Below are 25,163 nucleotides of genomic sequence, written 5' to 3' on the forward strand. Positions count from 1 at the left end.
CCGTACTGATCAAGGCCGCCCAGACTTCATGATGCACCTCGAGCGCGGACCCGACCCCAAGCGGGATCGGGTCCGCGTGTCGATGAGCGGCAAGTTCCTGCCCTACAAGGAGTACTGAGGCCGGTGCTAGAACACGATCATGCCGCGCATGATCGTGCCGTTGAGCAGGTCGTCGTAGCCCTCGTTGACCTGTTCCAACGAGTAGGTCTTCGTGACGAGCTCGGCGAGCTTCAGCTCACCCGACTTGTAGAGCGACAGCAGCCGCGGCAGGTCGGCATGCGGGTTGCAGCCGCCGAACACGTTGCCGACGATCTCCTTCTGGCTCAGGATCAGGTCCACGAGCACGACGTCGGCGCTGGTGATGTTCGGGTTCGCCACCGACGTCAGGCAGGCGCGGCCGCCCTTGCGGGTCAGCGCCATCAACGGCATCAGCATGTCGCCGGTCATCAGGCTGGCAGTCATGATCGTCTTATCGGCCATGACCCCCCTGGTCAGCTCCGTGACCAGCGGCATCGCCTCCGCCATCGACGCCACGGAGTGCGTGGCGCCGAGCATCTCGGCCTGCTCGCGCCGGAACGCGATGGGGTCGACGGCGATGATGTTCTCGGCGCCCGCGATCCGGGAGCCCTGCACGGCGCTGGAACCCAGCCCGCCGGTACCGACGACAACGACGGTGTCACCCGGCCCGACCTGTGCCCGGTTGACCGCCGCGCCGAACCCGGTGGTCACGCCGCAACCGACGAGCGAGGCCAGCTCCAGCGGGATGTCGTCGTCGATCTGCACGCACGAGTCCTGGTGCACCACGGTGTACGGGCTGAACGTGCCCAGCAGCGACATCCGCTTGAGGCCCTCGCCACGCGCGTGCGTGCGCGGCTTGCCGTCGCTGATCGGCAGCCCGCTCATGATCACGGCGCCGTAGTCGCAGAGGACCGAGTTGCCACTGGCGCACCAGCGGCAGTGCCCGCACGCCGGGATGAACGCCATCACGACGTGGTCACCGGGCCGGAGCCGCGTGACGCCTGCCCCCACCTCCTCCACGATGCCGGCGCCCTCGTGCCCGCCGATGATCGGCATCGCGGTGGGCAGGTCGCCCTTCACCGCGTGGTCGTCGGAGTGGCACAGCCCGCTGGAGGCCAGCTTGACCCGCACCTCACCCGGCTGCGGATCGTCGAGCTCGACCTCCTCGACGCTCCACTGCTTCTCGCCTTCCCAGAGGATCGCGGCTTCGGTCTTCATGCCTGGAGCGCTCCTTCGCGAGCGGGGCTGGTTGCGGGGGTGGTCACGCGGTCGAACTGCAGGTGCAGCTCCTCGGGCGCGCGGTTGGAGATCCCCACGGCCTCGCGCACGACCGTGCCGGGCTTGACCCGGAAGTTCGTGACGCGGGCGAGCAGCCGGTCGAACGCGATCTCGAGCTGCAACCGGGCGAAGTGCTGGCCGAGGCAGCGATGGATCCCGAAGCCGAAGGCGGCGTGCGGGTTCTTCTCCCGGTCGAACACCAGCTCGTCGGGCCGCTCGAACTTCGACTCGTCACGGCTGCCGGAGCGCCAGTGCACCGCCAGGCGCTCCCCCGCCTTCATCGGGCAGCCCAGCAGCTCGGTGTCCTCGGTCAGGACCCGGCCCATCACCGAGACGGTGGAGGTGAAGCGCAGGAACTCGTCGATGTCCTTGCGCTTCCACTCCGGGCGGCGCATCCGCTCCTCGACCCCGTCGACCTCGGCGAGGAACCGTCCGATGTAGGCGATGGCACCGCGGGTGGTGTCGAGCCCGCCCAGCATCAGGACCGTGACGACGCCGAGCATCTCGGCCTGGGTCAGCGACCGGCCACCCTCGACGGTGGCGCTCACGATGCCCTGCAGGAAGTCGTCGCGCTCGTCGCCGCCCTCGGCCCGCTCGGCCAGCAGCTCCATGGCGATCGCCGCGACGCCGCCGTAGGACTCCGGGTTCTGCGTCACCGCGACGGCCGTGACGGCGTCGATGGCGCGCGCCATCCGCTCCTCGTTCTTGTCGTCCAGCACGATCCGCGCCAGCGATCCGGCGGAGAACGGGATGGCGAACTCGGAGACGAACTCGAACTCACCGCGGTCGACGAACCCGTCGACCAGCTCGTCGACGAGGTTCTCCATGACAGCGGTGTACTTGCTGAGGAACGCGCGGGAGAAGTACTTGTTGAGGAACGCCCGGAAGTCGCGGTGCAGCGGCGGGTCCAGGTCGAGCGGCGGCAGTGCGACGGGCACCGGGACGACGCCGGGCATGGCGGAGCTGAACACCTCCGGGTGCTCGGCCACGGTGCGCAGGTCGTCGTAGCGGGTGATCACGTACATCCCGCCGTCGAACTCGGTGTGCACGATCGGGCACTCCTGGCGGGCCCAGGCGAGCTCGGCGTCGAGCTGCTCGCAGTCCTTCTCGTCGAACCAGTTGAGCGTGTCGAAGAACGACTGGTGGGGGTCGACCATGACCTCGTAGCTCCTTCAGCGTCGGTTGTTCAGGCTCGGGCGGTGTGCACTACCTGGGGTTCGGTGAAGGCCAGCAGCCCGTCCACGCCGTTCTCGACGCCGACGCCGCTCCACTTTGAGCCACCGAACGGCACCGTGGGCAGCAGCGCCGCGTGGGTGTTGACGAACGTGGTGCCGCATTCGAGGCGCTCGGCCACGGCGCCCGCGGCCCCGATGTCGGTGCCCCACACCGATCCGCACAGCCCGAACATCGTCGAGTTGGCACGCTCGACGGCGTCGTCGATCGCGGAGTAGCGCAGGATCGGGAGCACCGGGCCGAACTGCTCCTCGGCAACGACCCGAGCGGTGTCGGGCACGTCGGCGAGGATCGTGGGACGGAAGAAGAAGCCCTCCCCGTCGACCGGGCCGCCCCCGGCCGCCACCCGCGCGCCGCCTGCGATGGCCTCGGCGGCCAGCGCCGTGACGCGCTCGAACTGCGGGCGGGTCGAGAGCGGGCCCATCTGCGTCGTGGCGTTCTCGGGCGGTCCGACCTCGATCGCCGAGGCGCCCGCGGCGAACGCGTCGACGGCCTCGTCGTACAGCGCGTCCGGCACGAAGATCCGTTTGGGCAGCGCGCAGGCCTGGCCGGTGTTGAAGAACGCGGTGCCGAGGATCTTCGGGACGGCGGCCGCGAGGTCGGCGTCGGCCATGAGGATCACCGCGTCGTTGCCGCCCAGCTCCAGCGTGACGCGCTTGAGGTCGGCGCCCGCGGCCGCGGCCACGCTCTTGCCCCCCGCGACAGAGCCGGTGAACGTGATCTTGCGCGGCGTCGGGTGCGCGGAGAGGGCGCGTCCCAGGTCGTCGCCGCCGGTGACGACGTTGACCACCCCCGGCGGCAGCACCTCTCCCATGATCTGGCCCATCCGCAGCGTGGCCAGCGGGGTGAACGGCGACGGCTTGAGGACGATCGTGTTGCCGGCCAGCAGTGCCGGGGCGATCTTCCACATGGCCAGGCCGATCGGGAAGTTCCAGGGCGTGATGGCCGCGACCACACCCAACGGCCGGTACGCGACCTCGATCAGCGCGCTCGCGTCGTCCTGCAGGACCCGGCGCGGGATCTCCATGTCGGCGAAGACCTGCAGCCACATGCCGCAGATCGGCACCTCGCTCGCCGCGACCGGGGCCGGCTTGCCCGTCTCGAGGATCAGGTCGGCCGTGATCGCGTCGCCCGCCGCCGTGAGGGCCTCGGCGAGGCGCAGCATGGCTTTGCGGCGCTCGTCGACGTCGCTGCGCCACGCAGGTCCGGCCGCCGCGGCCGCGGCGAGCGCGGCATCGAGCTGCTCGGGCGAGCAGTCCGGGGCCTGCGCCGCCACCCGGCCGGTGGCCGGGTTCACCACGTCGAACGTCGTCGCGCCCCCGACCGCCGCACCGTTGATCGTCATCGTGAGCATGTCTTCGCCGTCCTTCTCGTTCGGTCGACTGTGACCGGCGCCACCGGAGTCGCAATAAACTAACACTGTTTGGCTCAGGTGACTATCGTCTCCTGGGGTCGCATCCGCGGTAACGTCGTGACCTGCGGCGACGGCCGGACGGGCGGGGTCGTCGCGGGCCGAGCGGGGTCACTGCGCCAAACAACGATTGGTGGTCGGGGCATGCTGGACGTCGCAGTGCAGGCGTGGGTGGAGGACGTCACGGGTGGCCGCGTCGTCGGCGCCCGACAGCTGGATCGCTGGCGTCCCAACTTCTTCGTCGACGTCGACGGCCCGACAGGCGAGCTGTCGCTGTTCCTGAAGGGGCCGCGCGTGCCGCCGCACGTCGAGGTGCGGTCCCGGATGCTCTCGGGCTACGGGACCCGCCGCGAGTCCGTCGCGCTCGCCGCGCTGCAGGACACCGCGGTGCCGGTGCCCCGGCTGCACGGGTTCCTGCCCGCGGCCGGTGCGCTGCTGATCGGCCGGATCCCGGGCTCGGGCGTGCTGCAACCGGCACCCCCCGAGGTCCGCGCCACCCTGATGCGTGAGTACGGCGAGCAGCTCGCGGCCACCCACCGACTCGACCCGCAGCGACTCGGCGTGCGGCCGGGCCTCGACGTGGCCGCCGACCCGGCGGGCCCCGACCGCCCCGGCCCGCTCGCCGCCGTCATGGCCGACTACGACGTGCTGCGCCCGAAGCTGGAGCGCCCGGACCCCCTGATCGAGCTGGCACTGTGGTGGCTGGCCCACCACGCGCCCGCCACCGTCGAGGCCTGCCTGCTGCACGGCGACGCCGGTCCGAACCAGTTCATGCACGACGGCGGGCACATCACGGCGCTGCTGGACTGGGAGCTCGCCCACCTGGGCCACCCCATGTCGGACCTCGGGTACAGCCGGTTCCGGGAGTCGCTCTACCCGAGCGGTGGCTTCGCCGGCTTCGTCGAGGCCTACGCGGCGGCGTCGGACCGGCCGGTCGAGCGCGCGGCGGTCGACTACTTCACGGTGGCGGCCGGGCTCGTCATGCTCGCCGGGATCAGCAGCGACGTGCAGCGGCCGAAGGCGCACAATCCCGAGGCGCTGCAACGGTTCTGGTGGGACGCGCTGGCCCGGGTGGCCATCTGCCAGGTGCTGGCCGAGTCGCGCGGCCACCCGCCGCTCGTGCCGCAGCCGGGTGAGCAGCGCACCGGGGAGCTGACGGCGTTGGCCGGACTGCTGACCGACATGCAGGAGGGCCCGGCACACCTGCTGGCGAGCACCCTGCTGCGGGCGAGCCGGCTGCAGCTCGACGTGACCGACACGTCCGCGCTGCTGGGCCGCCACGTCGACGACCCCCACGCGGAGGTCACCGCGCTGGTCCGCGACCACGCGGCCGAACGCCTCGACGACCTGGTGCGCTACTTCGGCGAGCAGTCACTGCGCCGCCTGGACGCGATGGCTCCGCTGGCACAGACGGACACGTGGGACGGCGCACCGACCCCACCGCAGCGAACCGGGCCACTCCTGCCCGACTTCTAGCTGACGCATACCGCGAGGGGCTCGCGCACACCGTCGACGGTGTGCGCGAGCCCCTCAGGGTGTGCGTCAGCTAGATCGCGGCGGCCGCGTCCGCCAGCTTCTCCGCGTCCCGCCGCGCCTTCGCGTGCGGGGACCTGTGCTGCACGCCCTCGTACTCCGGCACCTGGGCGGGGCTGTCGTCGGCGAGCAGTTCGAGCGCTTCGCGCTCGTCCTCCTCGGTCAGCGGCTGGGTGTCGAAGGTGAACTCGACGAGCGTGCCGTCGGGGTCGCGGGTGTAGATGGAGTGGATGAACTCGTGCTTGACCTCGACGGCGTTGTAGCCCCTGTCGAGCCAGCGCTGCTTGTGCTCCTCGAGCCCGCCGATGTCGTGGCAGTCGAACGCGATGTGGTTGATCCAGTACGGCAGGCCGTTGGCCATGCCGCCCTGCCACGCGTCGGCGTCGACGACGACCCCTTCGATGCCGCGCAGGTCCCAGATCGCGAAGAGCTGACCGTCGCCGGTGTCGTAGAAGATGTGCTTGGTCCAGCCGCCCTCCGGCGTCTGGCGCTTCACCACCTTCTTCAGGGTGAAGCCCATGACCTCCGTGTAGAACGCGTGCGACTTCGCGACGTTCTTCGACGCGATGGCCACGTGGTGAAACGCCATGCCTATCTCCCTCTCGATCCGTTGTGCGAGCTGCCGACCGGCCGGGTGACCGCGCCCGGAGCCGCCACCGGCAGCAGCGCGGTCTCCTGTGACACGGACGCGACGAGCCGTCCCATCGACGAGTAGAACTGCCCCGTCGAGTACGCGCGGTAGCCCGCGATCGACGGCGAGCGGTGCTCGTGCAGCACCCAGTCGTCGGCCCGGAAGCCGCGATGGAACCGCACCGACAGGTCGAGCGCGACGGCGTGCAGGCCGCGTCCGGTGTCGAGGTCGGTCCACTCCCCCGTCAGGGGCGGGGCCACCGGCTCCACCAGCAGCAGGTCCGCCACGAACACGATCGCCGCCGCGTGCAGCAGCACCTGGTCGGGGATCTCCTCGGTGACGCGCACCCACATGCGGTTGGCGGCCTCCGGACCCGGCGCGGGCTCCCACGGGGCACGGTCGAGGTAGCGGACGTCGATCGGCACCCCGACCGCGACGTCGCGCGCCGGGAGCGAGTGCGGATCGGGCGGCTCGCCCATGCCGTCGAGCTGGTGGGTCGGGCCGACCCCGCGCCGGGGCGCCTGGAAGGCGACGGTGACCGTGGCCAGCGCGCGGTCGCCCTGCACGGCGCGGACCAGCCGCGTTGCCGTGTGGTCGGTGTCCTGGAGGCGATCCACCCGGTACTCGACGGGCGCCGGCGCCGGGTCACCGTCGGTGAGGTACGTGGCGTGGACCGCATGCACCCACCGCCAGTCGGTGTCGACCGTGCGACCCGCGGCGACCACCGCCTGGGCGACGAGCAGCCCGTGCGGGATGCGGTCGCCCGCATCGTCGCCCAGCGGACCGCGCCAGCTGGCCGGGCCGGCCTCGTCGAGCTGCATGAGCGGCAGGAAACCCCTGGTCAACCTCGGCCTCCCTCGTCGGTGAATTTAACCTAACAACATTTGGCTGGACCGGCAACCGGCGGGTCACAATCTCGCCAATCGATGTTAGGTTCTGGCGCGGGATCCGACGAAGGGGCGTGTCGTGGGCGATGTGGCCGTGGGCGATGTGGCCAAGGACTGGGTGCGGACGAACGCGGGCCGGTTCGGCGCCGCGATCGCGCTGGAGAACGCCGAGACCGGCGAGCGGCACACCTGGCGCGAGCTGGACGCGCGGGTCGGGGCGCTGGCCGGGGTGCTGCGCGACCGGTACGGCGTCGGCGTCGGGGACCGCGTGCTGCTGCTCGCCGAGGGCGACACCCGCACGTTCGAGGTCCAGTTCGCCTGCATCCGCCTCGGCGCGATCATGGTGCCGCTCAACTGGCGACTCGCCCCGCTGGAGCTCCTCGAACTGGCCCGCGACGTCGAGCCGAAGGTGCTGATCAGCGACGGCGTCTGGCAGCCGACCGTGCGGGAGATCGCGGCGAAGCTGGGCACCGACGCGCGCCTGGGCTGGCGCTGCGATCCCGGCAGCGCCACCGCCGACTACGACGAGGCACTGGCCGCGGCGACGCCCGCCGAGCCGCGCACCGACCTGTCGATGGACCTGCCGACCCACATCCTGCACACCTCGGGCACGACGGGGGCACCCAAGGGCGCCATCACCACCGTCAAGACGCTGTCCTGGCAGACGCTCAACATCGCCGCCGAGTGCCTGCTCACCGGGCCGGGGGTCAAGCAGCTCAACCCGATGCCGCTGTTCCACGCCGGCGGGCTGACCACGATCGGCACCCCGATGCTGATCACCGGTGGCGCCGTCACCACCATGCGCCGCTTCGATCCCGCCGCCATCGTCGCGCTGCTCGGAGACCCGGCGCACGCGATCACGCACTTCACCGCGCCGCCGGTGATGTGGGCGTCGCTCACCGAGCAGCCCGGGTTCGCCGCAGCCGACTTCACCGCGCTGCGCTTCGCCCAGGTAGCGGGCGGGGTGCCGAGCCTGACGCTGCTGCAGACCTGGCGCTCCCGCGGCGTGGTGCTGCAGCAGGCCTACGGCGGCACCGAGCTCGGGCCGGCCGTCACCGGGATGCCGCGCGACGCCGTGGCCGGACGTCCGGCGTCGTGCGGGCGCGCCGTGCCGTACACCCACGTCCGGCTGGCCGGGCCCGACGGCACGGAGGTCCCGACCGGCGAGGTGGGCGAGGTGTGGCTGAAGGGCCCGAGCGTCTCCCCCGGGTACTGGCGCAAGGACGGCACCGTCGACGTCGCCCGCACCGAGGAGGGCTGGTTCCGCACGGGCGACGCCGCCTGGCGCGACGAGGACGGCTTCCACCACCTCGTCGACCGGGTGAAGGACATGTACAAGTCGGGCGGTGAGAACGTGGCACCGGCGGAGGTCGAGCGAGTCCTCGTCACCCACCCCGACGTCCTCGACGTGGCGGTGATCGGCATCCCGGACGAGAAGTGGGGCGAGATCGGCCGCGCGTTCGTCGTCGTGCGCCCCGGCGCGACACTGACGCTGGACGCGCTGCGCGAGCACTGCGCCGAGCGGATCGCGCGGTACAAGGCGCCGCGGAGCCTGGTGGTGGTGGCGGAGCTGCCGCGCAACACGACGGGGAAGATCTCGAAGGCGGCGTTGCGGGCGTACGTCGCGCCGTGACGGCGCCAACCCCGTAGCCACCGCGCCGACGTCTGGACGTCGGCGCCGTGGCCAACCGGTTGGCGCGGCGAGACACCACCCCCGCCGGCCGGTCCAGCAGGACCGACCGCGCCAATCCAATAGCCACCGCGCCAACGTCAGGACATTGGCGCGGTGGCCAACTGGTTGGCGCCGTCAGCCGGGCAGCTCCGGGGCGCGTTCCGTCGTCACCGCCCCGCGCAGCACCACCCCCGCCAGCTCGCGGATGATCGTGTCGCGCCCGAATCCGGTGTCGGCCGGCACGAACCACGAGCCGTACAACGCGATCGCGACGATCATCGCGAAGGCCGTGCGTACCCGCAGGTCGAGGCGCGGGATGTCGCGGCCGGTGGCATCCGCCCACTCCCGCGCGACGCCGGTCAGGTCGGCCAGCAGCCCGTGGAAGCGCTGCTGCGCCGCCGCCACCAGCACGTCGGAGTCGGGGTCGTGGCTCAGCGCCAGCAGCGTGCGGATGGCGTCGCGGTTGGCCACGACGTGGTCGTACAGGTCGCGGATGTAGCGCAGCACGACGTCCTCGTCGCGGTCCACGAGATCGCGGTCAACGACGTCGCGACGCGCGGCGGTGAGGCGCTCCATCCCGGTGGCGAACGCGACGAACGGCTCCAGCGTGGCCGCCGCGAAGAGGTCGGCCTTCGTCGGGAAGTGCGCGAACAGCGTGGACTCCGACGCGCCCGCGCTCGCCGCGATCTCCGCGGTGCGCGATCCCCCGAAGCCCTTCGCCGCGAACGAGCGCGCCGCCTCCTCGAGCAGCGCCGCACGCACCTGTTCCGGACGGCGGCGGCGGGCGGTGGTTGCGGTCATGCCACGAGTATCCACAGTGATCGCTCCGTTGCCCACGCTGGGGTTTTGTGCCGTATCGAAGTGAACACTATGTTGACGCCTCCCCAACAGCGTGCCAGACTCCAAAACCTAACGACGTTAGTCCCAGGCACGTACCTGCAGGACGACGAGGAGGTCAGATGCAGGAGGTCGAGCTCGCATCGTGGGTGGACAGCGTGATCCACGGCGGCGCCACCCGGCTCGACCGGCTCGCGCTGGGTCGCAGCCGGGTCACCTACAGCGCCCGCACCGCGACGGCGGGCAGCTACATCCTCCGGGTCGACACCGGCGAGGGCCCGATGAGCGACACCGACCTCACGCTGCGCCGGGAGGCCGCGGTCTACGCGGCGATGCAGGGTCGCGGGGTGCCACGGCGCCACCGGACGGTGCTCCCACGGTGGGGCTCCTCGGGTCGTGCGGCCGTCCCGAGGGCGCCGCAGGTCGGCGGTCCGGCAGGGGGCGCGAGACCGTGGCAGGTGTGGTGCGGGTCGCCGATCAGGGATGCGCGCCCGCGGGGGTGCGGCGGGTGAGCAGCGGGTGCGGGGCGGCCATGGCCTTGGGCCGGGTCTGCGGCCACAGCTGGGCCGCGCGCGCCACAGCAGCTCGAGGGTGGCCCGCTCGTCGTCGGCGTTGTCCCGGATCGCGGTGGCGAGCGCCTGGTGTCCTTCGTGGCGGCTGGGACCGGCCGCGCGGGAGGCCGTCGCGCAGTTCGGGCTCGCGGACGTGCTCGACGCGCTGCCCGACGCGCTGTCGCTCGGGCAGCGCAAGGCCGTCGCGATCGCGCGCGGTGGCGGCCGCACCGGCCACCCTGCTGCTGGACGAGCCGGCCGCCGGGCTCGACGAGCACGAGTCCGGCGAGCTCGCCGCCCTGATCCGGACCGTCGCCAGCACCTGGGGCATCGGGGTGCTGCTGGTCGAGCACAAGATCGACATGGTGATGTCGATCAGTGACCGGGTCACCGTCCTGCAATCGGGTCGGGTGTTGACGACCGGCACGCCCGCGGCGGTGCGCACGGACCCGCGGGTGGTGGACGCCTACCTGGGCGCCCCGGATCCCGTGCCGGCCTGACGCCGGACCTCAGGCGGGGTTCAGCTGGACGCGGTCGAGCTGAAGCTGAAGCCCGCACCCATGCCGCCGTCGATGACGAACTCCGACCCGGTGCAGTAGGAGCTCTCGTCCGAGGCGAGGAACAGCACCATCGCGGCGGCCTCGTCGGGGTGGCCCATGCGCGGGATCGGCAGCGCCGCGTAGGCGGCGCCGGCGTCGGGCCTGCGGTTGACCATCGGGGTGTCGATGCCGCCGGGATGGATCGAGTTGACGCGGATGCCGAGCCCGCCCAGTTCCATGGCCGCGCACCGGGTGAGGCCGCGCACGGCGAACTTGGTGCTGGAGTACGTGGAGAGCCCGGCCATCCCGGACATGCCGGCGCCGGAGGAGAAGTTGATGATCGAGCCGCCCCCGGCGGCGGTCATCGGCGCGATCACCGCCTGCATGCCCAGGAACGGGCCGAGCTGGTTGACCTCGAAGCTGCTGCGCAGGTCGTCCTCGGTCGCGGCCTGCAGCGGGGCGGGGCGGAAGAGCCCCGCGTTGTTGACCAGCACGTCGAGCCGTCCGAACTCCTGCAACGCCAGCGCGACGGTGGCGGCCCATTCGGTCGCCGAGCGCACGTCCATCGTGGTCGCGACCGTGCCGGGACCGGCGGCGGCCGGCAGGACGTCGGCCACCCGGGCCCCCTCGGCGACGAACCGCCGGGTGATCGCGGTGCCGATCCCGCCTGCTCCGCCCGTGCCGATGGCGACCTTGCCGTCGATGCGTCCCATCGGATGCACTCCTCCTCGTCTCCTAGCGGTGCCTACCCGGCGAACCGTGGCGCCGGCGCCGCGACCCCGCCGACCAGGTTCTTCCGCGCCGCCATGTGCGGGTGGTGCGGCGCCTCGGCGAGGCTCAGCACCGGCGCCACGCACGCGTCGGTGCCATCGAAGACCTTCTCCCAGTGCTCCCGGTCCGCCGTGGCGAACCGGGCGGCGATGCGCTCGCGCAGGCCCGGCCACGACGCGGGGTCGGTGCGGTCGGACTCCACGGTGGACAGCCCCAGCAGGGCGATGAACGCCGCGTAGAACTTGTCCTCGAGCGCACCCACCGACATCCAGCGCCCGTCGGCCGTCTCGTACACGTCGTACCAGGGACGGCCGGAGTCGAGCATGTTCGCGCCGCGCTCGTCGACCCAGTGACCGCCCGCCGCCATCTCGTGGATCGGCAGCATCAGCGCGGTGGCACCGTCGACGATCGCGGCGTCCACGACCCGGCCCACGCCGGTGCGGGTGGCCTCGTGCAGCGCGGCGAGCACGCCGGTCACCAGGAACATCGCACCGCCGCCCAGGTCGCCGACCAGGCACAGCGGGATCGAGGGCGGCCCCCCTGCGCGGCCGATCGCGTGCAGCGCACCGGTCAGGCCGATGTAGTTGATGTCGTGCCCGGCGGTGCTCGACCACGGCCCGGACTGGCCCCACCCCGTCATCCGGCCGTAGACCAGCGCCGGGTTGCGGGCTTGGCAGTCGGCCGGGCCCAGGCCCAGCCGCTCGGCCACCCCCGGCCGGAAGCCCTCGATGAGGATCGCGGCCTCCGCGGCGAGGTCGAGCACCTGCGCCACGCCCGCCGTCGAGCGCAGGTCGACCTCGACGAGGCGCTTGCCCCGCGTCATCGACACCGGGCTGCCGGCGGCGTCCGGGCGCTCGATCCGCACGACGTCGGCGCCCATGTCGGCCAGCTGCAGGCCGGCGAACGGGCCCGGGCCGATGCCACCGAGCTCGACGACCCGCACGCCGGCCAGCGGGCCGCTCATGCGGGCACGCCGGCACCGAGGAACGCCTCGCGGATCGCGGCCCGGGAGATCTTCGCGGTCGCGGAGCGGGGCAGCACGTCCAGCACCAGCAGGTGCGACGGTTGCTTGAACCGGGCGAGCCGGCCCGCCGCGAACGCCTGCACGTCGGCCAGCGTGAGCGCCGCGCCGGGCTCGAGCACGACAGCGAGCAGGCCCGTCTCACCCCACCGCTCGTCGGGCACGCCCACCACGGTCAGCTCGGCCACCCCCGGCAGGTCGGCGAGCACGTTCTCGACCTCGGCCGGGTAGACGTTCTCCCCGCCCGAGCGGTACATCTCCTTGACCCGGCCGACGATGTAGACATGCCCCGCCGCGTCCATCCGGCCGGCGTCGCCGGTGCGGAACCACAGCCCGTGGAACGTGTCGTCGCGGGGCTGGCGCCAGTAGCCGGGCGTCACGGCACCACCGCGCACCCACAGCTCGCCGACCCCACCGGGCTCGACGTCGGTGCCGTCGGGCGCCACGATCCGCAGCCGGGTGTGCGGCACCACCGTGCCCGACGAGCCGGCGTCGGCCGCCGCGTCGTCGGGACGCGAGAGCACCGTGACGAGCGGCCCGAGCTCGCTCGCTCCCCACGACAGCTGCACCGGCACGCCGCGGGCACGCAGCGCCAGCACGATCTCCTGCGTCGACGGGCCCCAGCCGCCGAACAGCGCGGTGTGCAGTGCCGGGAAGGCCGCCACCGCGGCGAAACCGTCCTGGCGCACCAGCCACTCGAACGTCTGCAGCACCCCGCACAGGTGCGTGATCGCCAGCCCCGGGTCGGTGAGCAGCCCCAGCGCCACCGCGGGGTCGTAGCGGCGCACGGTGGTCACCCGCCCGCCCCAGAACAGCATCGCGTTGGTGAACACGTTGAGCCCGCCCGCGTGGAACCACGGCACGACGTTGAGGTGGTGCTGGTCGCGCTCCGCCATCCGGCTGGTGTGGGCGAGGTTCTGGGCGTGCGTCACGAGCGTGCGGTTGGTGCACAGCACGCCCTTGGGCAGCCCGGTCGTCCCGGACGTGTAGAGCAGGTGGGTCACGGCATCGGGGTCGAGGTCCCCGCCCGCCACCGGGTCCGCCGCCGCCAACAGCGCGTCGTAGGACGGCTCGTCCCAGCACGCCCGCGGTACGGCGAGAGCCAGCTCGTCGACCAGTGCACGCCAGTCCGCGTCGTGGATCATCGCGACGGGCTCGGCGTCGGCCAGCTGCGCGCCCAGCTCCGTGGCGGTCAGCCGCCAGTTCAGCGGCATGAACACCGCGCCGATGCGCATGCAGGCGAACTGCACCTCCAGCAGCCGCGGGTCGTTCTCCGCCACCAGCGCCACCCGGTCACCGGGCCGGGCCCCCCAGGTGTCGCGCAGCACCCCGGCGAGCGCCGCCACCCGCCGCTCCAGCTCGGCCCAGGTGACGGTGGCACCGGTCTCGTGCAGCGCCAGCGCGATCGCATCGGGCCGTTGCCGCGCATGCTGGGCGACCCAGTCGGTGATGATCAGGTCGCTCATGGCGGGCCCTCCGGGCGGGGGTCGTGCAGCACCGCGACCTCCTGCGCGACGGACGCGACGAGCGTCCCGTCCGGGGTGCGGTACTGCCCGGTGGTGAGGCCACGGGACTCCGCGGCGACGGTCGAGACGTGCTCGTGCAGCAGCCATTCGTCCACCCGGAACGGGCGGTGGAACCAGATCGTGTGGTCGAGGCTGCCCCCGCGCACCTCGCCGTGGATCATGGCCTCCCACGACAGCGGGCGGGCGTCGTGCTCGTGCGGGTAGATGACGGGCTCGAACATCGTGAGGTCGCTGGCGTAGGCGAACACGCAGGCCTGCAGCAACGGGTCGGCGGGCAGCGCTGCCGCGGCCCGCACCCACATCCGGTTGCGTGGCTCGGTCGACCCGCCGATCGTCCACGGGGCCCGGTCGATGTGGCGGATGTCGATCGGCCACACCGCGCGGGCGTTGGGGGGCAGCGCGTCGCCGAACCGCGCCTGCAGCGACGCCGTGCGGGTGGGCAGCTCCTCGGGGTCGGGCGCCGAGAGCGTGGTCCGCCCGTGCTCGATGCCCGGCTGCGGCACCTGGAACGCGGCTGTCGCGAGTGCCACCAGCCTGCCATCCTGCTCGGCGCGCACCAGCCGGGTGGCCCCGCGCCGGGTGTCGCGCACGCGTTCGACGCTCAGCAGCAGCTCCGCATCGGGCGAACCCAGCCGCAGGAAGTGGACGTGCAACGACTGCGGCACCATCGGCGCCACGACCGTGCCGCCTGCGGCCCGCAGCGCCTGCGCGGCGATCAGGCCGCCGTAGAGCCGGTCGAACGCCGCGGGCCCGGCACCGCCGGAGAACGTGTCGGGGGCGCGTTCGGTGAGCACCAGTGCCTTCTCCACCAGCGTCTGCAGCGCGCCGGCCGCTTCGAGCGCCGCATCCGCGGCGGTACGGCTCACCGGGAACCGGGCGGTGAGAGCGACGGCGCGTGCGCGGTCAACCCACCGTCGACCGCGATGACCTGCCCGGTGAGGAACGCGGCGTCGTCGGAGGCGAGGAACACCACCATGGCCGCGATGTCCGCGGCCCGCCCGAGCCGCGGCACCAGGTGCGCGTCCTGCAGCTCCGCGATGCGCTCGGGCCCCACGGTGTGCCGCAGCCCGGGCGTCTCGACGATGCCGGGAGCCACGGCGTTGCAGCGGATGTTGCGCTTCCCGTAGGACGTGGCGACCATCCGCGTCAGCGCGTCGATCCCGCCCTTCGCCGTGGCGTAGGCCGTGCGGTAGCTGCTGCCGGTGCTGCCCTTCACCGACGAGGTGTTGACGATGCTGCCGCCGCCTGCCGCGAGCATCCCGGGGACGACGTGCTTGCAGCCGAGCATGGTGCCCCGCAGCGCCACCGCGAGCACCGCGTCCCAGGTGTCCACGTCGATCCGGACGACGTCGAGGTCGCCCGCCATCGCCGGGCCGCCGGTGATGGCGGCGTTGTTGTGCAGCACCGTGATCGGGACGTCGAACGCGGCGTTGCCGACCACCGCGACCCACTGCGCCTCGTCGGCGACGTCGAGGCGTTCGGCGACGGCACGGCCACCCCCGGCGTTGATCTTCGCGGCCACCCGGGCCGCCGCGTCCCCGTCGATGTCGGTGACGAGCACCGCGGCACCGGCCGCGGCCAGGCCCGTCGCGCACGCCGCACCGATCCCCGAGCCCGCGCCGGTGACCAACGCCGCCCTGCCGGTCAGGTCGGGCACCGCTCAGCCCCCGCTCGGGGTGAACCGCACCGGCAGCGACCGCAGGCCGTGCTGGTTGGTGCCGCCGCCCCATCGGGGCTCGCCGTCGAGCTCGACGTCGGGCAGGTGGTCGAGCACGTACTCCAGCGCGAGGCGCAGCTCCAGCTTCGCCAGCGGCTCGCCCAGGCAGCGGTGGCGCCCGATGCCGAACGTCAGGTGGCGGCCGTTGCCGGGCCGGTCGATGTCGAACGTGTCGGGCTCGGCGAACTTCTCCGGGTCCCGGTTGGCCGCGCCGTAGACGAGCATGACCTTCTCGCCGGGGCACAGCGACTCCCCGCGCATCTCGGTCTCCTCGGCCACGGTGCGGCCCATGTTCCAGACCGGCGGGTGCAGCCGCAGCGTCTCGTCGATGACGGCGCCGATCAGCGACCGGTCGGCGAGCACGCGCTCGCGCAGGCCCGGCTCGACGATCAGCCGGTAGATCATCGAGCCCATGCCGTTGACGGTGGTCTCGTGCCCGGCCACCACCATCAGCTGAACGAGCCCGAGCATCTCGCGCGCCGGGATCTCCTCGTCGTCGATGCGGGCGTTGACGTACTGGCCCAGCAGGTCCTCGACCGGCTTGCCTCGCCGCGCCTCGATCTCCTCCTCGAGGTAGGCCTCCAGCTCGTGCGCGCGCTGCCGGGCCAGCGCCGGTTGCCCGGTGGCCGCGAGGAAGTTGGTGGCGAGCTCCCGGATCCGGCGCCAGTCGGAGTCGATGCCGAGGATCAGGCAGATCGCCAGCACGGGGACGGGGTGGGCGATGTCGACCACCAGGTCGGCCCGGCCTGCGGGCAGCAGCGGCCGGAACGCCTCGTCGATGATCTGCTCGAGGCCCGGTCGCCACTGCTGCAGCGCCTTGTCGGTGAAGTTGGGCAGCACGAGCTTGCGCAGCCTGGTGTGGCGCGGCGGGTCGAGCTCGGCGGGGATCACCGGCATCGACGCACCCGTCGGCGGGATCATGATGCCCCGGGTCACCGTGAACGTCTCCCAGTCGTTGGACGCCGTGACGACGTCGTCGTACTTGGTCAGGGCCCAGAACCCGCCCGACGCCGAGCTCCAGGCCACCGGGCAGGTGCCCTGCATCTCGCCGAGTGTCTCGTGCAGGTGCTGCAGGAGCTCGGGGTCGGTGTTGTCCAGGTCGAAGGACGCGCGCTCGGCGGGTTTCGTCAACGGAATGCTCCTGTAGGAGATCGGAGTGGGGTCGATCAACGGGACGTGCCGAACGGGCGCTGCGCCATCCAGCGCCGGACGAGGAGCGAGGCCTCGTCCAGGTACGAGAGCTGCTCGCCCTTGCCGCTGAAGTAGTGGTTGGCGCCGACGATCTCGTGGAACTCCTTGTCGCCGTCGGGGAGCGCGGCGAAGAAGTCACGCGGGTGCGCGGCGGGCACGGCGTCGTCGGCGGAGTTGGCCACCACGAGCGTCGGCACGCTGATGCGCGGCGCGGCGTCCACGGCGTCGACCTGCGCGTGGTCCAGGCTCCACTGCGAGAGCCAGCCGCGGGTGGTGCAGAACCGGGCGAGCCCCGCCGGACCGTCGTTGGCCACCCGCGGGTCACCCAGGTAGGACCAGCCGGGGCGCCGGTCGTTGGGGTCGACGCTCGGGTCGACCCAGCGCGGGTCGGCCATCGTCCCGTGCACGACGAAGCAGCTCTCGTCCTGGTCGCGGCCGGCGCGACGCATCCCGTCGAGCGCGGCCAGCGCGCGCTCGGTGATCCGCGCGTTGCGCTCGCGCTGCGCGGCCCGGAAGCGCGTGACGTACTCCGGCGAGTACGGGGCCCGGTTCGGGTTCTCGGGGTCGTAGAGGTCCAGCTCGGGGTCGCGGTCGTGCGGCCGGTCCTCGTCCCGGATCGACGGGTCGAGGAAGTCCGTGAGCAGCCGGTGGCGGCTGCGGTGCGCGGCCATCAGCATCAGGCCGTCGGCCGGGATCAGCTCCGTGTCGGCCAGCGGGGTCGGCTCCCCCGCCGCAGTCGCCGTGATCGTCCGGTGTTCGGCCTCGGCCTGGTACCCGGCCATCAGCGAGCCGCCACCGCTCCACCCCGCCAGCACGATCCGCCGGTAGCCCAGCCGCTCCTTGGCGTCGCGCACGCAGGCGGCGAGGTCGAGCAGCGCGTTCTCCATCTGCAGGCCGGCGTCGCCGGTGGTGTAGCGCGTGCCGCACGCGACCACGTGGAAGCCGCTGCGCGCGAGCTGCGAGAACGCCGGCAGGTACCCGGGCGAGCCGATCGGGTGCATCGCGACGAAGGCGGTGTCGGAGTCCTCGGTGCCGCGCAGCAGCTGCGCCTGCCGGACGACGGCATCGTCGATCGACCCGTAGACGTCCTTGCGCTGGTGCTGCTCCTTGGTGACGACGAGGTAGGGCGTGCGCGTGTAGCGCACCCGGACGGCATCGGTACTGGTCATGAGCTGGCCCCCTGCGGTCTGCTGAGCGGTCTGCTGAGCGTCGCGAAGTCGATGACCCGGCCGCCGGGTACCACGACCCGGTCGATCGCGGCGTCGGGCGGCAGCCCGCCGGTGTGGTCGAGCACGCCGAGCGAGTCGGCCAGGTGGTCGAGGGTGCGCGGCCCGATCACGACGCCCGCCACGCCGTCGCGGGCGAGCGTCCAGGCCAGCCCGAGCTGCGCCACCGACAGGCCGACCTCGGCGGCCAGCGCCGCCAGCGCGGCCACGACGGCGAGGTTCTCGCGCGTCAGCCGCTCGGTGAAGCCGGGCACCACGCTGGCCCGGGAGTCCGGCGGCGGCGCGGTCCCGTGGGCGTAGCGCCCCGACAGCATCCCGCTCGCCGTCGGCGACCACGTCAGCAGCGCGACGTCGTGCAGCCGGCAGAACGGCAGCGTCTCGTTCTCGATCCGGCGGTCGAGCAGGTTGTAGGGCGACTGCTGCGACACCATCGCCGGCAGCCCGCCCGCCGCCGCGGCACGCAGGTGGTCCTGCAGCACCCAGGACGGGAAGTTGGAGGCACCGACCCGCGCCACCTTGCCCTGCTCGACGAGCCGGCCAAGCGCCTGCAGCACCGGCTCGGGCTCGACGTCGAACCACGGGCGGTGCATCTGCAGCAGGTCGACCCGGTCGGTGCCCAGCCGCCGCAGCGAGCCCTCGACCTCGTCGATCACGAACGCCCGCACGTCGACCCCGGGTCCGGGTGGGGTGAGGCCGAACTTCGTGGCCAGCACGACGTCGTCGCGGCAGCCCAGCTCGTCGAGGACCTTGCCCACGGCGATCTCCGTGGCGCCGTCGCCGTACGCGGCCGCGGTGTCGATCCACCGGCCGCCGCGGGCGAGGAATCCCTCGACGATGGCGGTGGCGGCCGCGGGTTCGGCCGTGGTCCCGAACGCGACGGTACCCAGCACGAGCCGCAGCGGAACGTCGACGGGAGCCACAGTCGGGCAACTTACCTGGCAGTGTTTGGTTAATCAACGCCTTCAGTAATCAAACGTCGTTGTGTTAGCGTCCTGGCCCCGCACCTTCGGAGGTGGACCGTGAAAGCCGGCGCGTACGTCAGCACCACCCTCGACGCCGACGTCGACACGGCGTGGTCGGTCGTGCATGACTTCCACGGCATGCCGGCCTGGACACCGCGCGTCCGCGCCTCGCTCGCCGAGTGCGGCTCCGGGGCGGCGGCGGTGGGGTCAATCCGGTGCCTCACCCTCGCACCCGACGGGCGGCAGGTGCGCGAGCGCCTGGTGGACCACGACACCACCGACCGCCGGTACTCCTACGAGTTCGTTGGCACCATCCCGTACCCGGTGACGTCCTACCGCGGCACGATCCACCTGCTGCCGATCACCGAGACCGGTGCCACCTTCCTCGAGTGGTCCGGCGCGTTCGACGCGGAGCCCGCGCAGGTGGAGTCGCTGCGCGTCCGGTTCGCCGCCGTCTACACGGCGTTCATCGCCGACCTCCGCGCGCACCTGGCCACCCGGTGACCCCGCCGACCGGGCTCTCGGCGGCCGACCGCGCCGTGATCGACGACCTGCTCGCAAGCTACGCCTTCGCCATCGACCTGCAGGCCTGGGACGAGCTGCGGGAGGTCTTCGCGACCGGCGCGGAGATCGACTACTCCGGCGGGACGCAGCGCCACGCGGGGATCGAGGCGATCGTCGCGTTCTTCCGCGACACCGCGGGCCGGGTTGCCGCCACGCAACACCTGCTGCACACCTCGCGGGTGTGGTCGACCGGGCCCGACACCGCGGCGGGGCTCACCCACGTCACCGCGCACCACGTGGCCCGGGGAAGTGCGCAGCCCGCGCCCGAGCAGGCGACCTTCACGGTCACCGGCACCTACACCGATCGCTTCATCCGCACGCCTGCCGGCTGGCGCATCGCGGCCCGTCGACTCGACCTGCTCACCAGCGCGGGCGACCCGGCGATGCTGCACCCCACACAACCTAACGATGATTGATACAGTGCTCGCGAGACGTCCACGACAGGGGCCCGCATGACCACACCGACCGGCGGAGCGCTGCACGGCGTCCGGGTGCTGGACATGAGCGCGCTGGGCCCGGGACCGTTCTGCTCCATGCTGCTGTCGGACTTCGGCGCCGACGTGATCGCCGTCGAACGTCCCGAGACCCAGTCGTTCGACCCGGCGAAGTTCTTCTCCCGCGGCAAGCGCTCCGCCGTCGTGGACCTGCGCGCGCCCGGCGGCCCCGACGTCATCGCGCGCCTGGCCGACCACGCCGACGTGTTCCTCGAGAGCTTCCGCCCCGGCGCGATGGAGCGCCGCGGACTCGGCCCCGACGTCCTGTGCGAGCGCAACCCGCGCCTGGTCTACGCCCGGCTCACCGGGTGGGGCCAGGACGGCCCCTACCGCAACCGCGCCGGTCACGACATCAACTACATCGGCGTCGCCGGCACCCTCGGTGTGATCGGCGCCGCCGGCAGCCCCGCTCCGGTCCCCCCGCTCGCGACACTGGGCGACATCGCGGGTGGCTCGATGGTCTGCGCGCTGGGCATCGTGATGGCGCTGTTCGCCCGTGCCACCACGGGCCGCGGCCAGGTCGTCGACGCGGCGATCGTCGACGGGGCGGCGCTGCTCAACACGCCGCAGCTCGGCGAGCTCAACGCCGGCATCTGGGCCGGCCGCGGCGCGCACCTGCTCTCAGGTGCGGCCCCGTTCTACGGCGTGTACCGCTGCTCCGACGACCGGTGGTTCGCGGTCGGGGCGATCGAGGCGAAGTTCTACGCCGCGTTCCTGGCCGCGCTCGAGCTCGCCCCTCCCGGCGCGGCCCAGCTGGACCCGTCGGGCTGGGACGCACTGCGCGAGCAGGTGGCGCAGACCATCGCCACGAAGCCGCGGGCCCACTGGAGCGCCGTGTTCGCCGACATCGACGGCTGCGGAACCCCCGTGCTCGACCTCGACGAGCTGGTCGACGATCCACACCTGCGGGCCCGCGCCACGATCGTCGAGGAGGACGGCCTCCTCCACGCCGCGCCCGCGCCACGCCTGTCGCGCACCCCCGCACGTCGACGCCCGGCGCCCGCGGTCCGCGGTGGCGACACCCGCGCCGTGCTGATCGAGGCGGGGTTCGACGACGACGAGGTCACCCGGCTGGTGGCCGACGGCACCGTCATGCCGGGAGACGCCTGAATTCTCGTGTGTCCTGGGCCACATCGACCCAACGCCGGGTACCTGCCGATCGTCGTCCGGGGTGGTGATCCACCCAGACGGTTGACGGAGGTTCGGCGTGACGCAGCGGCGGGGTGTTCGGACGGCGCTCGCCGCTGCGGTCGTGGCCCTGCTCGTCGCCGGCGGGCTGGTGCTGCTCACCGGGGCTGCCGCCCCGGCGCGGTTCACCACGGCAGCCGAGGTACTCGCCGCGATCAACGCCCGCAACACCCAGGTCGGGACGGCGCGGATGCACATCGAGACCGCGTCGGGCACCGACATCATCGCGACGACCGACGGCGTCACCCGCTTCGGCCCGCCGCAGGCCTACGACACCACGATCACCGCGCGCCCGGTCGCCGGGCAGTCGGCGAAGCCGCTGCGCACGGTCGTCGTCGACGGCGTCGGGTACCGGATGACCGTGGGCGTCGAGGCGGCGCCGGGGAAGCCGTGGTCGCGCAGCGGGCCCGCCGTCCTGTTCGGACCGGCGGCCCCCACGTCGGCACCGGCTGCGCCCCAACTGCTCGGGGTGGTCGAGGGCGACACCGTCGACGGTCGGCCACTGGTCGGTTACCGCATCCGCTCGGGCACGGGCGCTGCGCCCTTCGACGCCGTCTACTTCCTCGATGCGGCCGGCACGCTGCGCAAGCAGGTGGACCGGTTCGACCAGGACAACAGCGCCACCACCACCTACTCCGACTTCGGGTTGCCCGTCGACATCCAGGCGCCGCCCGCCGACCTGATCGGCCCCTGAAGCAACGCGATCGCACTCTCCGGGCAGTTGAGCACCGCCTCGCGCACGTCGGGTTCGGCCGTGGCGGGAACGGGGTCGACGAGGACGGTGCCCCACCCGTCGTCGTCGATGTCGAAGACGTCCGGAGCGAGCATCGCGCACCGCCCGTGACCCTGGCACCTCGCAGCGTCGATCGTCGCGCGCATCATCTCGCTCCACCTCCGACAGCCCGTTGCGCCGTCACCCGGCACCGCACTAACCTAACGTCATTTGGTGACGGCGACAACCGGAGGGCAGCCCGTGATCCACGAGGATGTGGACGAGAACGGCGTCGCCGAGCTCGTGATCGACAACCCACCGGTCAACGCGTTCAACGTCGCCGACATCGGCACGCTGATCGGGCACCTGCGCAAGTACGCCCATGACGAGCGGATCCGCGCGGTGGTGCTGCGCGCGAACGGGCGCGGCTTCTGCGGCGGCGGCGACGTCAAGGAGGTGCAGCGCAAACCCGGCTTCGCGGGCATCCTCGGCCAGACCTGGGGCTCGCTCGAGCTGACACTGGCGATCGCCGAGTGCCCGGTGCCGGTGGTGGGCGCGATCCACGGCTACTGCATCGGGCTGGGAGTGCTGGTCGCCGGGGTCTGCGACATCCTGCTCGCCGCACCCGACACCCCGTTCGTGCTTGCCGAGGCCGACAACGGCGCCACCAGCGGGATCGTGCAGGCGATCGGGCTGATGCCCGACAAGCGCCTGCGCGCGGCGATGTTCACCTGCGAGCCGGTCGACTCCGCCGAGCTGCTCCGCTTCGGCAGCGTGCTGCGCCTCGTCCCCGCCCACGAGCTCGCCGCCGACGCGCGCGCCGTGGCCACCACGATCGCCCGCAAGCGCACCAACGTCATCCGCGGGCTCAAGTCAGCCATGGCCGGCACGATCGGGCGCGACATCCGCACGCACTACCGCCAGGAGCTGAGCTACACCTTCGAGCTCAACATGTCCGGCGAGGCCCGCGACGCCCGCGGCGACTTCGTCGACGGCCGCAGGACGGGGTACCTCGATGACTGACGCGACCACCACCGGGCCGATCACGGGTGCGGGCCTCGACCACGTGCTCAGCCCGTTCCGGATCTCCGGCGTCGAGCTGCGCAACCGCGTCGTGCGCACGTCGCAGGGCACCGGTCTGGGTGCCGACCGCCAGGTCAGCGATGACATGATCGCGTTCCACGTGGCGCGGGCGCGCGGTGGCGTCGCGCTGGCGTTCGCCGATCCCGCGCAGGTGCACTGGAGCTCCCCGGGCCTGCTCGACCTGAGCACCGACGCCGCGGTCCCCGGGCTGGCGCGGCTCACCGATGCCGTGCACGCCGAGGGCATGAAGCTGTTCCAGCAGATCTGGCACGGCGGCCCGACGCAGATGACGTGGGACAGCTCGGCCCCGTGGGCCGCGTCGCACGTGCCCGACCCCGGACTCGGCATGCTCCCGGTTCCCATGACCCAGTCCATGATCGACGAGCTGACCGGCGCCTTCGTCGCGGCGTCGCTGCGGGCGCGGGCGGGCGGGATCGACGGCATCCAGTTCCACGCGGGCCACGGGTACCTGTTCTCCAGCTTCCTGTCCCCCGCCACCAACCACCGCACCGACGCCTACGGCGGCTCGACCGAGAACCGCAGCCGGTTCCTGTTCGAGGTGCTCGCGGCCGTGCGCGACGCGGTCGGCCCCGGCTATCCGATCGGCGTGCGGATCTCCCCGGACGGTCCGCCCGACCAGACCACGGCGTCGGACCTCACCGACCTGACCGCCCGGCTGGAGCGCAGCGGCCTGATCGACTTCGTCGACGTCTCGCTCGGCTCGCACTACGGCCGCGACCTGCTGATGGGCGGTGCCCACGAGCCACCCGGCTACCAGCTCCCGACCAGCGAGAAGGTCACCCGCCAGACCGCGCTGCCGACGATCGTCGCGGGCCGGTTCACCACGCTGCGCCAGGCCGAGGAGGTGATCGCCGCCGGCGCCGCCGACCTCGTGTCGATGGTCCGGGCGACGCTGGCCGAACCGGCACTGGTGGCCAAGACGATCGGCCTGCGCAGCGCCGAGATCCGGCCGTGCATCGCGTGCCTGCAGAGCTGCGCGGGCGGCCTCAACACCCGTGGTCGCGCCCTGTGCGCCGTCAACCCGGCGGCGGGGCGCGAGCGCACCCATGGCGACGCGGTGATCGCGCCGGTGGTGCCCGGGCGCCACGTCGTCGTGGTCGGTGGCGGGCCGGCCGGGATGGAGGCCGCGCGGGCGGCCACCGTCGCCGGGCACCGCGTCACGCTGTTGGAGGCCGCCGACGCGCTGGGCGGCCAGCTGCGGCTGGTGTCGCCCGCGCGGCGCGAGGTGGCCGACCTGGTGGCGTTCTTCGCCCACCAGATGGAGCTGCGCGGCGTGGACGTCCGGCTGGGCCGGGCCGCCGACGCCGCGACGGTGCGCGCGCTGGAGCCGGACGCGGTGATCGTCGCGACCGGGGTGACGCCGCGCCGCGACGGGTTCCAGGCGCTGCGCCCCGCCGTCCCGCTGTCGGGACTGGACACCGTCACCGTCCACACCGGATGGGACGTCCTGCGGGGTGCGCGGCTCGGCCACACCGTGTTGCTGCTCGACGAGATCGGCCACTACGAGTCGGTCGACGTCGCCCAGCGCCTCGTCGACGACGGGCACCGGGTGCTGCAGGTGAGCCGCTTCGCCCTCGTCGCCGCCAACCTGGAGATGCGGTGGGAGATGATGGGCGCCCCGCTCGCCGCGCGGCTGCAGCGCGGCGACTTCACGCTGTTCCCGCGCACGGTCCTGCTCGGCCTGGAGCCGGGAAGCGCCCGGATCGCACCGTCGGAGGCGCCGCAGCGGGGGCAGGAACTCGCGTTCGACGACGTCGTGCTGATGTCGGGCGGGGTCCCCGACCGCGCACTGCAGGACGAGCTCAGCGCCACCGCACCCGTCGTGCGGGTGATCGGCGACGCCGACTCGCCCCGGCGGCTGGAGGTGGCGCTCGTCGAGGCCCGGCAGTCGGTGGGAGCGCTGGATCCGGCCTGGGTGCGCCCGCTGGCACGGTACGGCTGGGGCGGGAGCGCCACCTGACGACGCCAACCAGTTCGCCACCGCGCCGATGTCGAGACGTCGGCGCCGTGGCCACCCGGTTGGCGCCGTCGAGCCCGACCCGACCACGCCAACCAATTCGCCACCGCGCCGATGACGAGACGTCGGCGCCGTGGCCA

At 72.8% G+C, this 25,163-nt stretch carries 26 protein-coding genes; 11 read left to right on the forward strand and 15 right to left on the reverse strand.

What is annotated here, in order from left to right; all coding sequences use genetic code 11:
- Positions 1-28: 28 nt before the first annotated feature.
- On the forward strand, positions 29-118 hold the full coding sequence (locus tag ACFPFQ_RS31695) for a hypothetical protein (protein ID WP_379625416.1): 90 nt from the start codon (positions 29-31) through the stop codon (positions 116-118).
- An 8-nt stretch (positions 119-126) separates the two neighbouring features.
- Here ACFPFQ_RS31695 and ACFPFQ_RS31700 read toward each other — a convergent pair whose 3' ends face one another.
- Genes ACFPFQ_RS31700 through ACFPFQ_RS31710 form a run of 3 tightly spaced genes read right to left on the reverse strand, consistent with a single transcriptional unit; the run spans position 127 to position 3,883 of the window.
- Complete coding sequence (locus ACFPFQ_RS31700) at positions 127-1,236, reverse strand: NDMA-dependent alcohol dehydrogenase (RefSeq protein WP_379625417.1); 1,110 nt, start codon at positions 1,234-1,236, stop codon at positions 127-129.
- The gene (locus tag ACFPFQ_RS31705; RefSeq protein ID WP_379625418.1) at positions 1,233-2,453 is read right to left on the reverse strand and encodes a cytochrome P450; all 1,221 of its coding nucleotides are present in this window, start codon (positions 2,451-2,453) and stop codon (positions 1,233-1,235) included. Before ACFPFQ_RS31705 ends, ACFPFQ_RS31700 begins: the two co-directional genes overlap by 4 nt.
- A gap of 29 nt (positions 2,454-2,482) precedes the next feature.
- Positions 2,483-3,883, reverse strand: a complete 1,401-nt coding sequence (locus ACFPFQ_RS31710) for an aldehyde dehydrogenase family protein (RefSeq protein ID WP_379625420.1) — start codon at positions 3,881-3,883, stop codon at positions 2,483-2,485.
- A gap of 201 nt (positions 3,884-4,084) precedes the next feature.
- Here ACFPFQ_RS31710 and ACFPFQ_RS31715 point away from each other — a divergent pair, with 201 nt between their 5' ends.
- The gene (locus ACFPFQ_RS31715; protein WP_379625422.1) at positions 4,085-5,416 is read left to right on the forward strand and encodes a phosphotransferase family protein; all 1,332 of its coding nucleotides are present in this window, start codon (positions 4,085-4,087) and stop codon (positions 5,414-5,416) included.
- A gap of 70 nt (positions 5,417-5,486) precedes the next feature.
- Here ACFPFQ_RS31715 and ACFPFQ_RS31720 read toward each other — a convergent pair whose 3' ends face one another.
- Together ACFPFQ_RS31720 and ACFPFQ_RS31725 are read right to left on the reverse strand one after the other, a co-directional pair.
- Entirely contained in the window at positions 5,487-6,062 is a 576-nt protein-coding gene (locus tag ACFPFQ_RS31720; RefSeq protein ID WP_379625424.1) for a VOC family protein, read from the reverse strand.
- Positions 6,063-6,064: 2 nt separating this feature from the next.
- A complete protein-coding gene (locus tag ACFPFQ_RS31725; RefSeq protein WP_379625426.1) occupies positions 6,065-6,949 on the reverse strand; it encodes an acyl-CoA thioesterase in 885 nt (294 codons plus the stop codon).
- Positions 6,950-7,070: 121 nt separating this feature from the next.
- On the opposite strand from ACFPFQ_RS31725, the gene ACFPFQ_RS31730 reads away from it, so the two are divergent.
- Positions 7,071-8,624 carry an AMP-binding protein gene (locus ACFPFQ_RS31730; protein ID WP_379625428.1) on the forward strand — a complete coding sequence of 518 codons (1,554 nt, stop codon included), beginning with the start codon at positions 7,071-7,073 and terminating at the stop codon, positions 8,622-8,624.
- A gap of 174 nt (positions 8,625-8,798) precedes the next feature.
- Here ACFPFQ_RS31730 and ACFPFQ_RS31735 read toward each other — a convergent pair whose 3' ends face one another.
- Positions 8,799-9,464 carry a TetR/AcrR family transcriptional regulator gene (locus ACFPFQ_RS31735; RefSeq protein WP_379625430.1) on the reverse strand — a complete coding sequence of 222 codons (666 nt, stop codon included), beginning with the start codon at positions 9,462-9,464 and terminating at the stop codon, positions 8,799-8,801.
- A 158-nt stretch (positions 9,465-9,622) separates the two neighbouring features.
- On the opposite strand from ACFPFQ_RS31735, the gene ACFPFQ_RS31740 reads away from it, so the two are divergent.
- Together ACFPFQ_RS31740 and ACFPFQ_RS31745 are read left to right on the forward strand one after the other, a co-directional pair.
- The gene (locus ACFPFQ_RS31740) at positions 9,623-10,012 is read left to right on the forward strand and encodes a hypothetical protein (protein WP_379625432.1); all 390 of its coding nucleotides are present in this window, start codon (positions 9,623-9,625) and stop codon (positions 10,010-10,012) included.
- Positions 10,013-10,269: 257 nt separating this feature from the next.
- The gene (locus ACFPFQ_RS31745) at positions 10,270-10,551 is read left to right on the forward strand and encodes a hypothetical protein (protein WP_379625434.1); all 282 of its coding nucleotides are present in this window, start codon (positions 10,270-10,272) and stop codon (positions 10,549-10,551) included.
- A 20-nt stretch (positions 10,552-10,571) separates the two neighbouring features.
- On the opposite strand, the gene ACFPFQ_RS31750 is transcribed toward ACFPFQ_RS31745, so the two are convergent.
- Genes ACFPFQ_RS31750 through ACFPFQ_RS31785 form a run of 8 tightly spaced genes read right to left on the reverse strand, consistent with a single transcriptional unit; the run spans position 10,572 to position 18,962 of the window.
- Positions 10,572-11,303 carry an SDR family NAD(P)-dependent oxidoreductase gene (locus ACFPFQ_RS31750; protein WP_379625436.1) on the reverse strand — a complete coding sequence of 244 codons (732 nt, stop codon included), beginning with the start codon at positions 11,301-11,303 and terminating at the stop codon, positions 10,572-10,574.
- Positions 11,304-11,335: 32 nt separating this feature from the next.
- Complete coding sequence (locus ACFPFQ_RS31755; RefSeq protein WP_379625438.1) at positions 11,336-12,325, reverse strand: CaiB/BaiF CoA transferase family protein; 990 nt, start codon at positions 12,323-12,325, stop codon at positions 11,336-11,338.
- The gene (locus ACFPFQ_RS31760) at positions 12,322-13,848 is read right to left on the reverse strand and encodes a class I adenylate-forming enzyme family protein (RefSeq protein WP_379625439.1); all 1,527 of its coding nucleotides are present in this window, start codon (positions 13,846-13,848) and stop codon (positions 12,322-12,324) included. The genes ACFPFQ_RS31755 and ACFPFQ_RS31760 overlap by 4 nt, the downstream gene beginning before the upstream one ends.
- The gene (locus tag ACFPFQ_RS31765) at positions 13,845-14,774 is read right to left on the reverse strand and encodes an acyl-CoA thioesterase (RefSeq protein ID WP_379625441.1); all 930 of its coding nucleotides are present in this window, start codon (positions 14,772-14,774) and stop codon (positions 13,845-13,847) included. Before ACFPFQ_RS31765 ends, ACFPFQ_RS31760 begins: the two co-directional genes overlap by 4 nt.
- The gene (locus tag ACFPFQ_RS31770; RefSeq protein ID WP_379625443.1) at positions 14,771-15,565 is read right to left on the reverse strand and encodes an SDR family NAD(P)-dependent oxidoreductase; all 795 of its coding nucleotides are present in this window, start codon (positions 15,563-15,565) and stop codon (positions 14,771-14,773) included. Before ACFPFQ_RS31770 ends, ACFPFQ_RS31765 begins: the two co-directional genes overlap by 4 nt.
- A 3-nt stretch (positions 15,566-15,568) precedes the next feature.
- Positions 15,569-16,756, reverse strand: coding sequence for a cytochrome P450 (locus ACFPFQ_RS31775; RefSeq protein WP_379625445.1), 1,188 nt, complete (start codon positions 16,754-16,756; stop codon positions 15,569-15,571).
- A gap of 35 nt (positions 16,757-16,791) precedes the next feature.
- Positions 16,792-17,985, reverse strand: coding sequence for a hypothetical protein (locus ACFPFQ_RS31780; protein WP_379625447.1), 1,194 nt, complete (start codon positions 17,983-17,985; stop codon positions 16,792-16,794).
- Positions 17,982-18,962, reverse strand: coding sequence for an aldo/keto reductase (locus ACFPFQ_RS31785; RefSeq protein ID WP_379625449.1), 981 nt, complete (start codon positions 18,960-18,962; stop codon positions 17,982-17,984). Before ACFPFQ_RS31785 ends, ACFPFQ_RS31780 begins: the two co-directional genes overlap by 4 nt.
- A gap of 99 nt (positions 18,963-19,061) precedes the next feature.
- Between ACFPFQ_RS31785 and ACFPFQ_RS31790 the strand changes: the two genes are divergently transcribed.
- The 4 genes from ACFPFQ_RS31790 to ACFPFQ_RS31805 all read left to right on the forward strand — a co-directional run bounded on the left by ACFPFQ_RS31790 (position 19,062) and on the right by ACFPFQ_RS31805 (position 21,944).
- The gene (locus ACFPFQ_RS31790; RefSeq protein WP_379625451.1) at positions 19,062-19,508 is read left to right on the forward strand and encodes an SRPBCC family protein; all 447 of its coding nucleotides are present in this window, start codon (positions 19,062-19,064) and stop codon (positions 19,506-19,508) included.
- Positions 19,505-19,984 (forward strand): nuclear transport factor 2 family protein, encoded by a 480-nt coding sequence (locus ACFPFQ_RS31795; RefSeq protein WP_379625453.1) that lies wholly within the window; start codon positions 19,505-19,507, stop codon positions 19,982-19,984. Before ACFPFQ_RS31790 ends, ACFPFQ_RS31795 begins: the two co-directional genes overlap by 4 nt.
- Positions 19,985-20,020: 36 nt before the next feature.
- A complete protein-coding gene (locus ACFPFQ_RS31800; protein ID WP_379625455.1) occupies positions 20,021-21,172 on the forward strand; it encodes a CaiB/BaiF CoA transferase family protein in 1,152 nt (383 codons plus the stop codon).
- 97 nt (positions 21,173-21,269) lie between these two features.
- Positions 21,270-21,944, forward strand: coding sequence for a hypothetical protein (locus tag ACFPFQ_RS31805; protein ID WP_379625457.1), 675 nt, complete (start codon positions 21,270-21,272; stop codon positions 21,942-21,944).
- Here the strand turns inward: ACFPFQ_RS31805 and ACFPFQ_RS31810 are convergent.
- Positions 21,881-22,132, reverse strand: coding sequence for a ferredoxin (locus tag ACFPFQ_RS31810; protein WP_379625459.1), 252 nt, complete (start codon positions 22,130-22,132; stop codon positions 21,881-21,883). The genes ACFPFQ_RS31805 and ACFPFQ_RS31810 overlap by 64 nt on opposite strands.
- Before the next feature lie 64 nt (positions 22,133-22,196).
- Between ACFPFQ_RS31810 and ACFPFQ_RS31815 the strand changes: the two genes are divergently transcribed.
- Together ACFPFQ_RS31815 and ACFPFQ_RS31820 are read left to right on the forward strand one after the other, a co-directional pair.
- Positions 22,197-22,985: an enoyl-CoA hydratase-related protein gene (locus ACFPFQ_RS31815; protein ID WP_379625461.1), complete on the forward strand. Its 789-nt coding sequence runs from the start codon at positions 22,197-22,199 to the stop codon at positions 22,983-22,985.
- Positions 22,978-25,026, forward strand: coding sequence for an FAD-dependent oxidoreductase (locus ACFPFQ_RS31820; protein WP_379625463.1), 2,049 nt, complete (start codon positions 22,978-22,980; stop codon positions 25,024-25,026). The genes ACFPFQ_RS31815 and ACFPFQ_RS31820 overlap by 8 nt, the downstream gene beginning before the upstream one ends.
- Positions 25,027-25,163: the final 137 nt, after the last annotated feature.

The sequence above is a fragment of the Pseudonocardia sp. GCM10023141 genome, assembly GCF_042653605.1.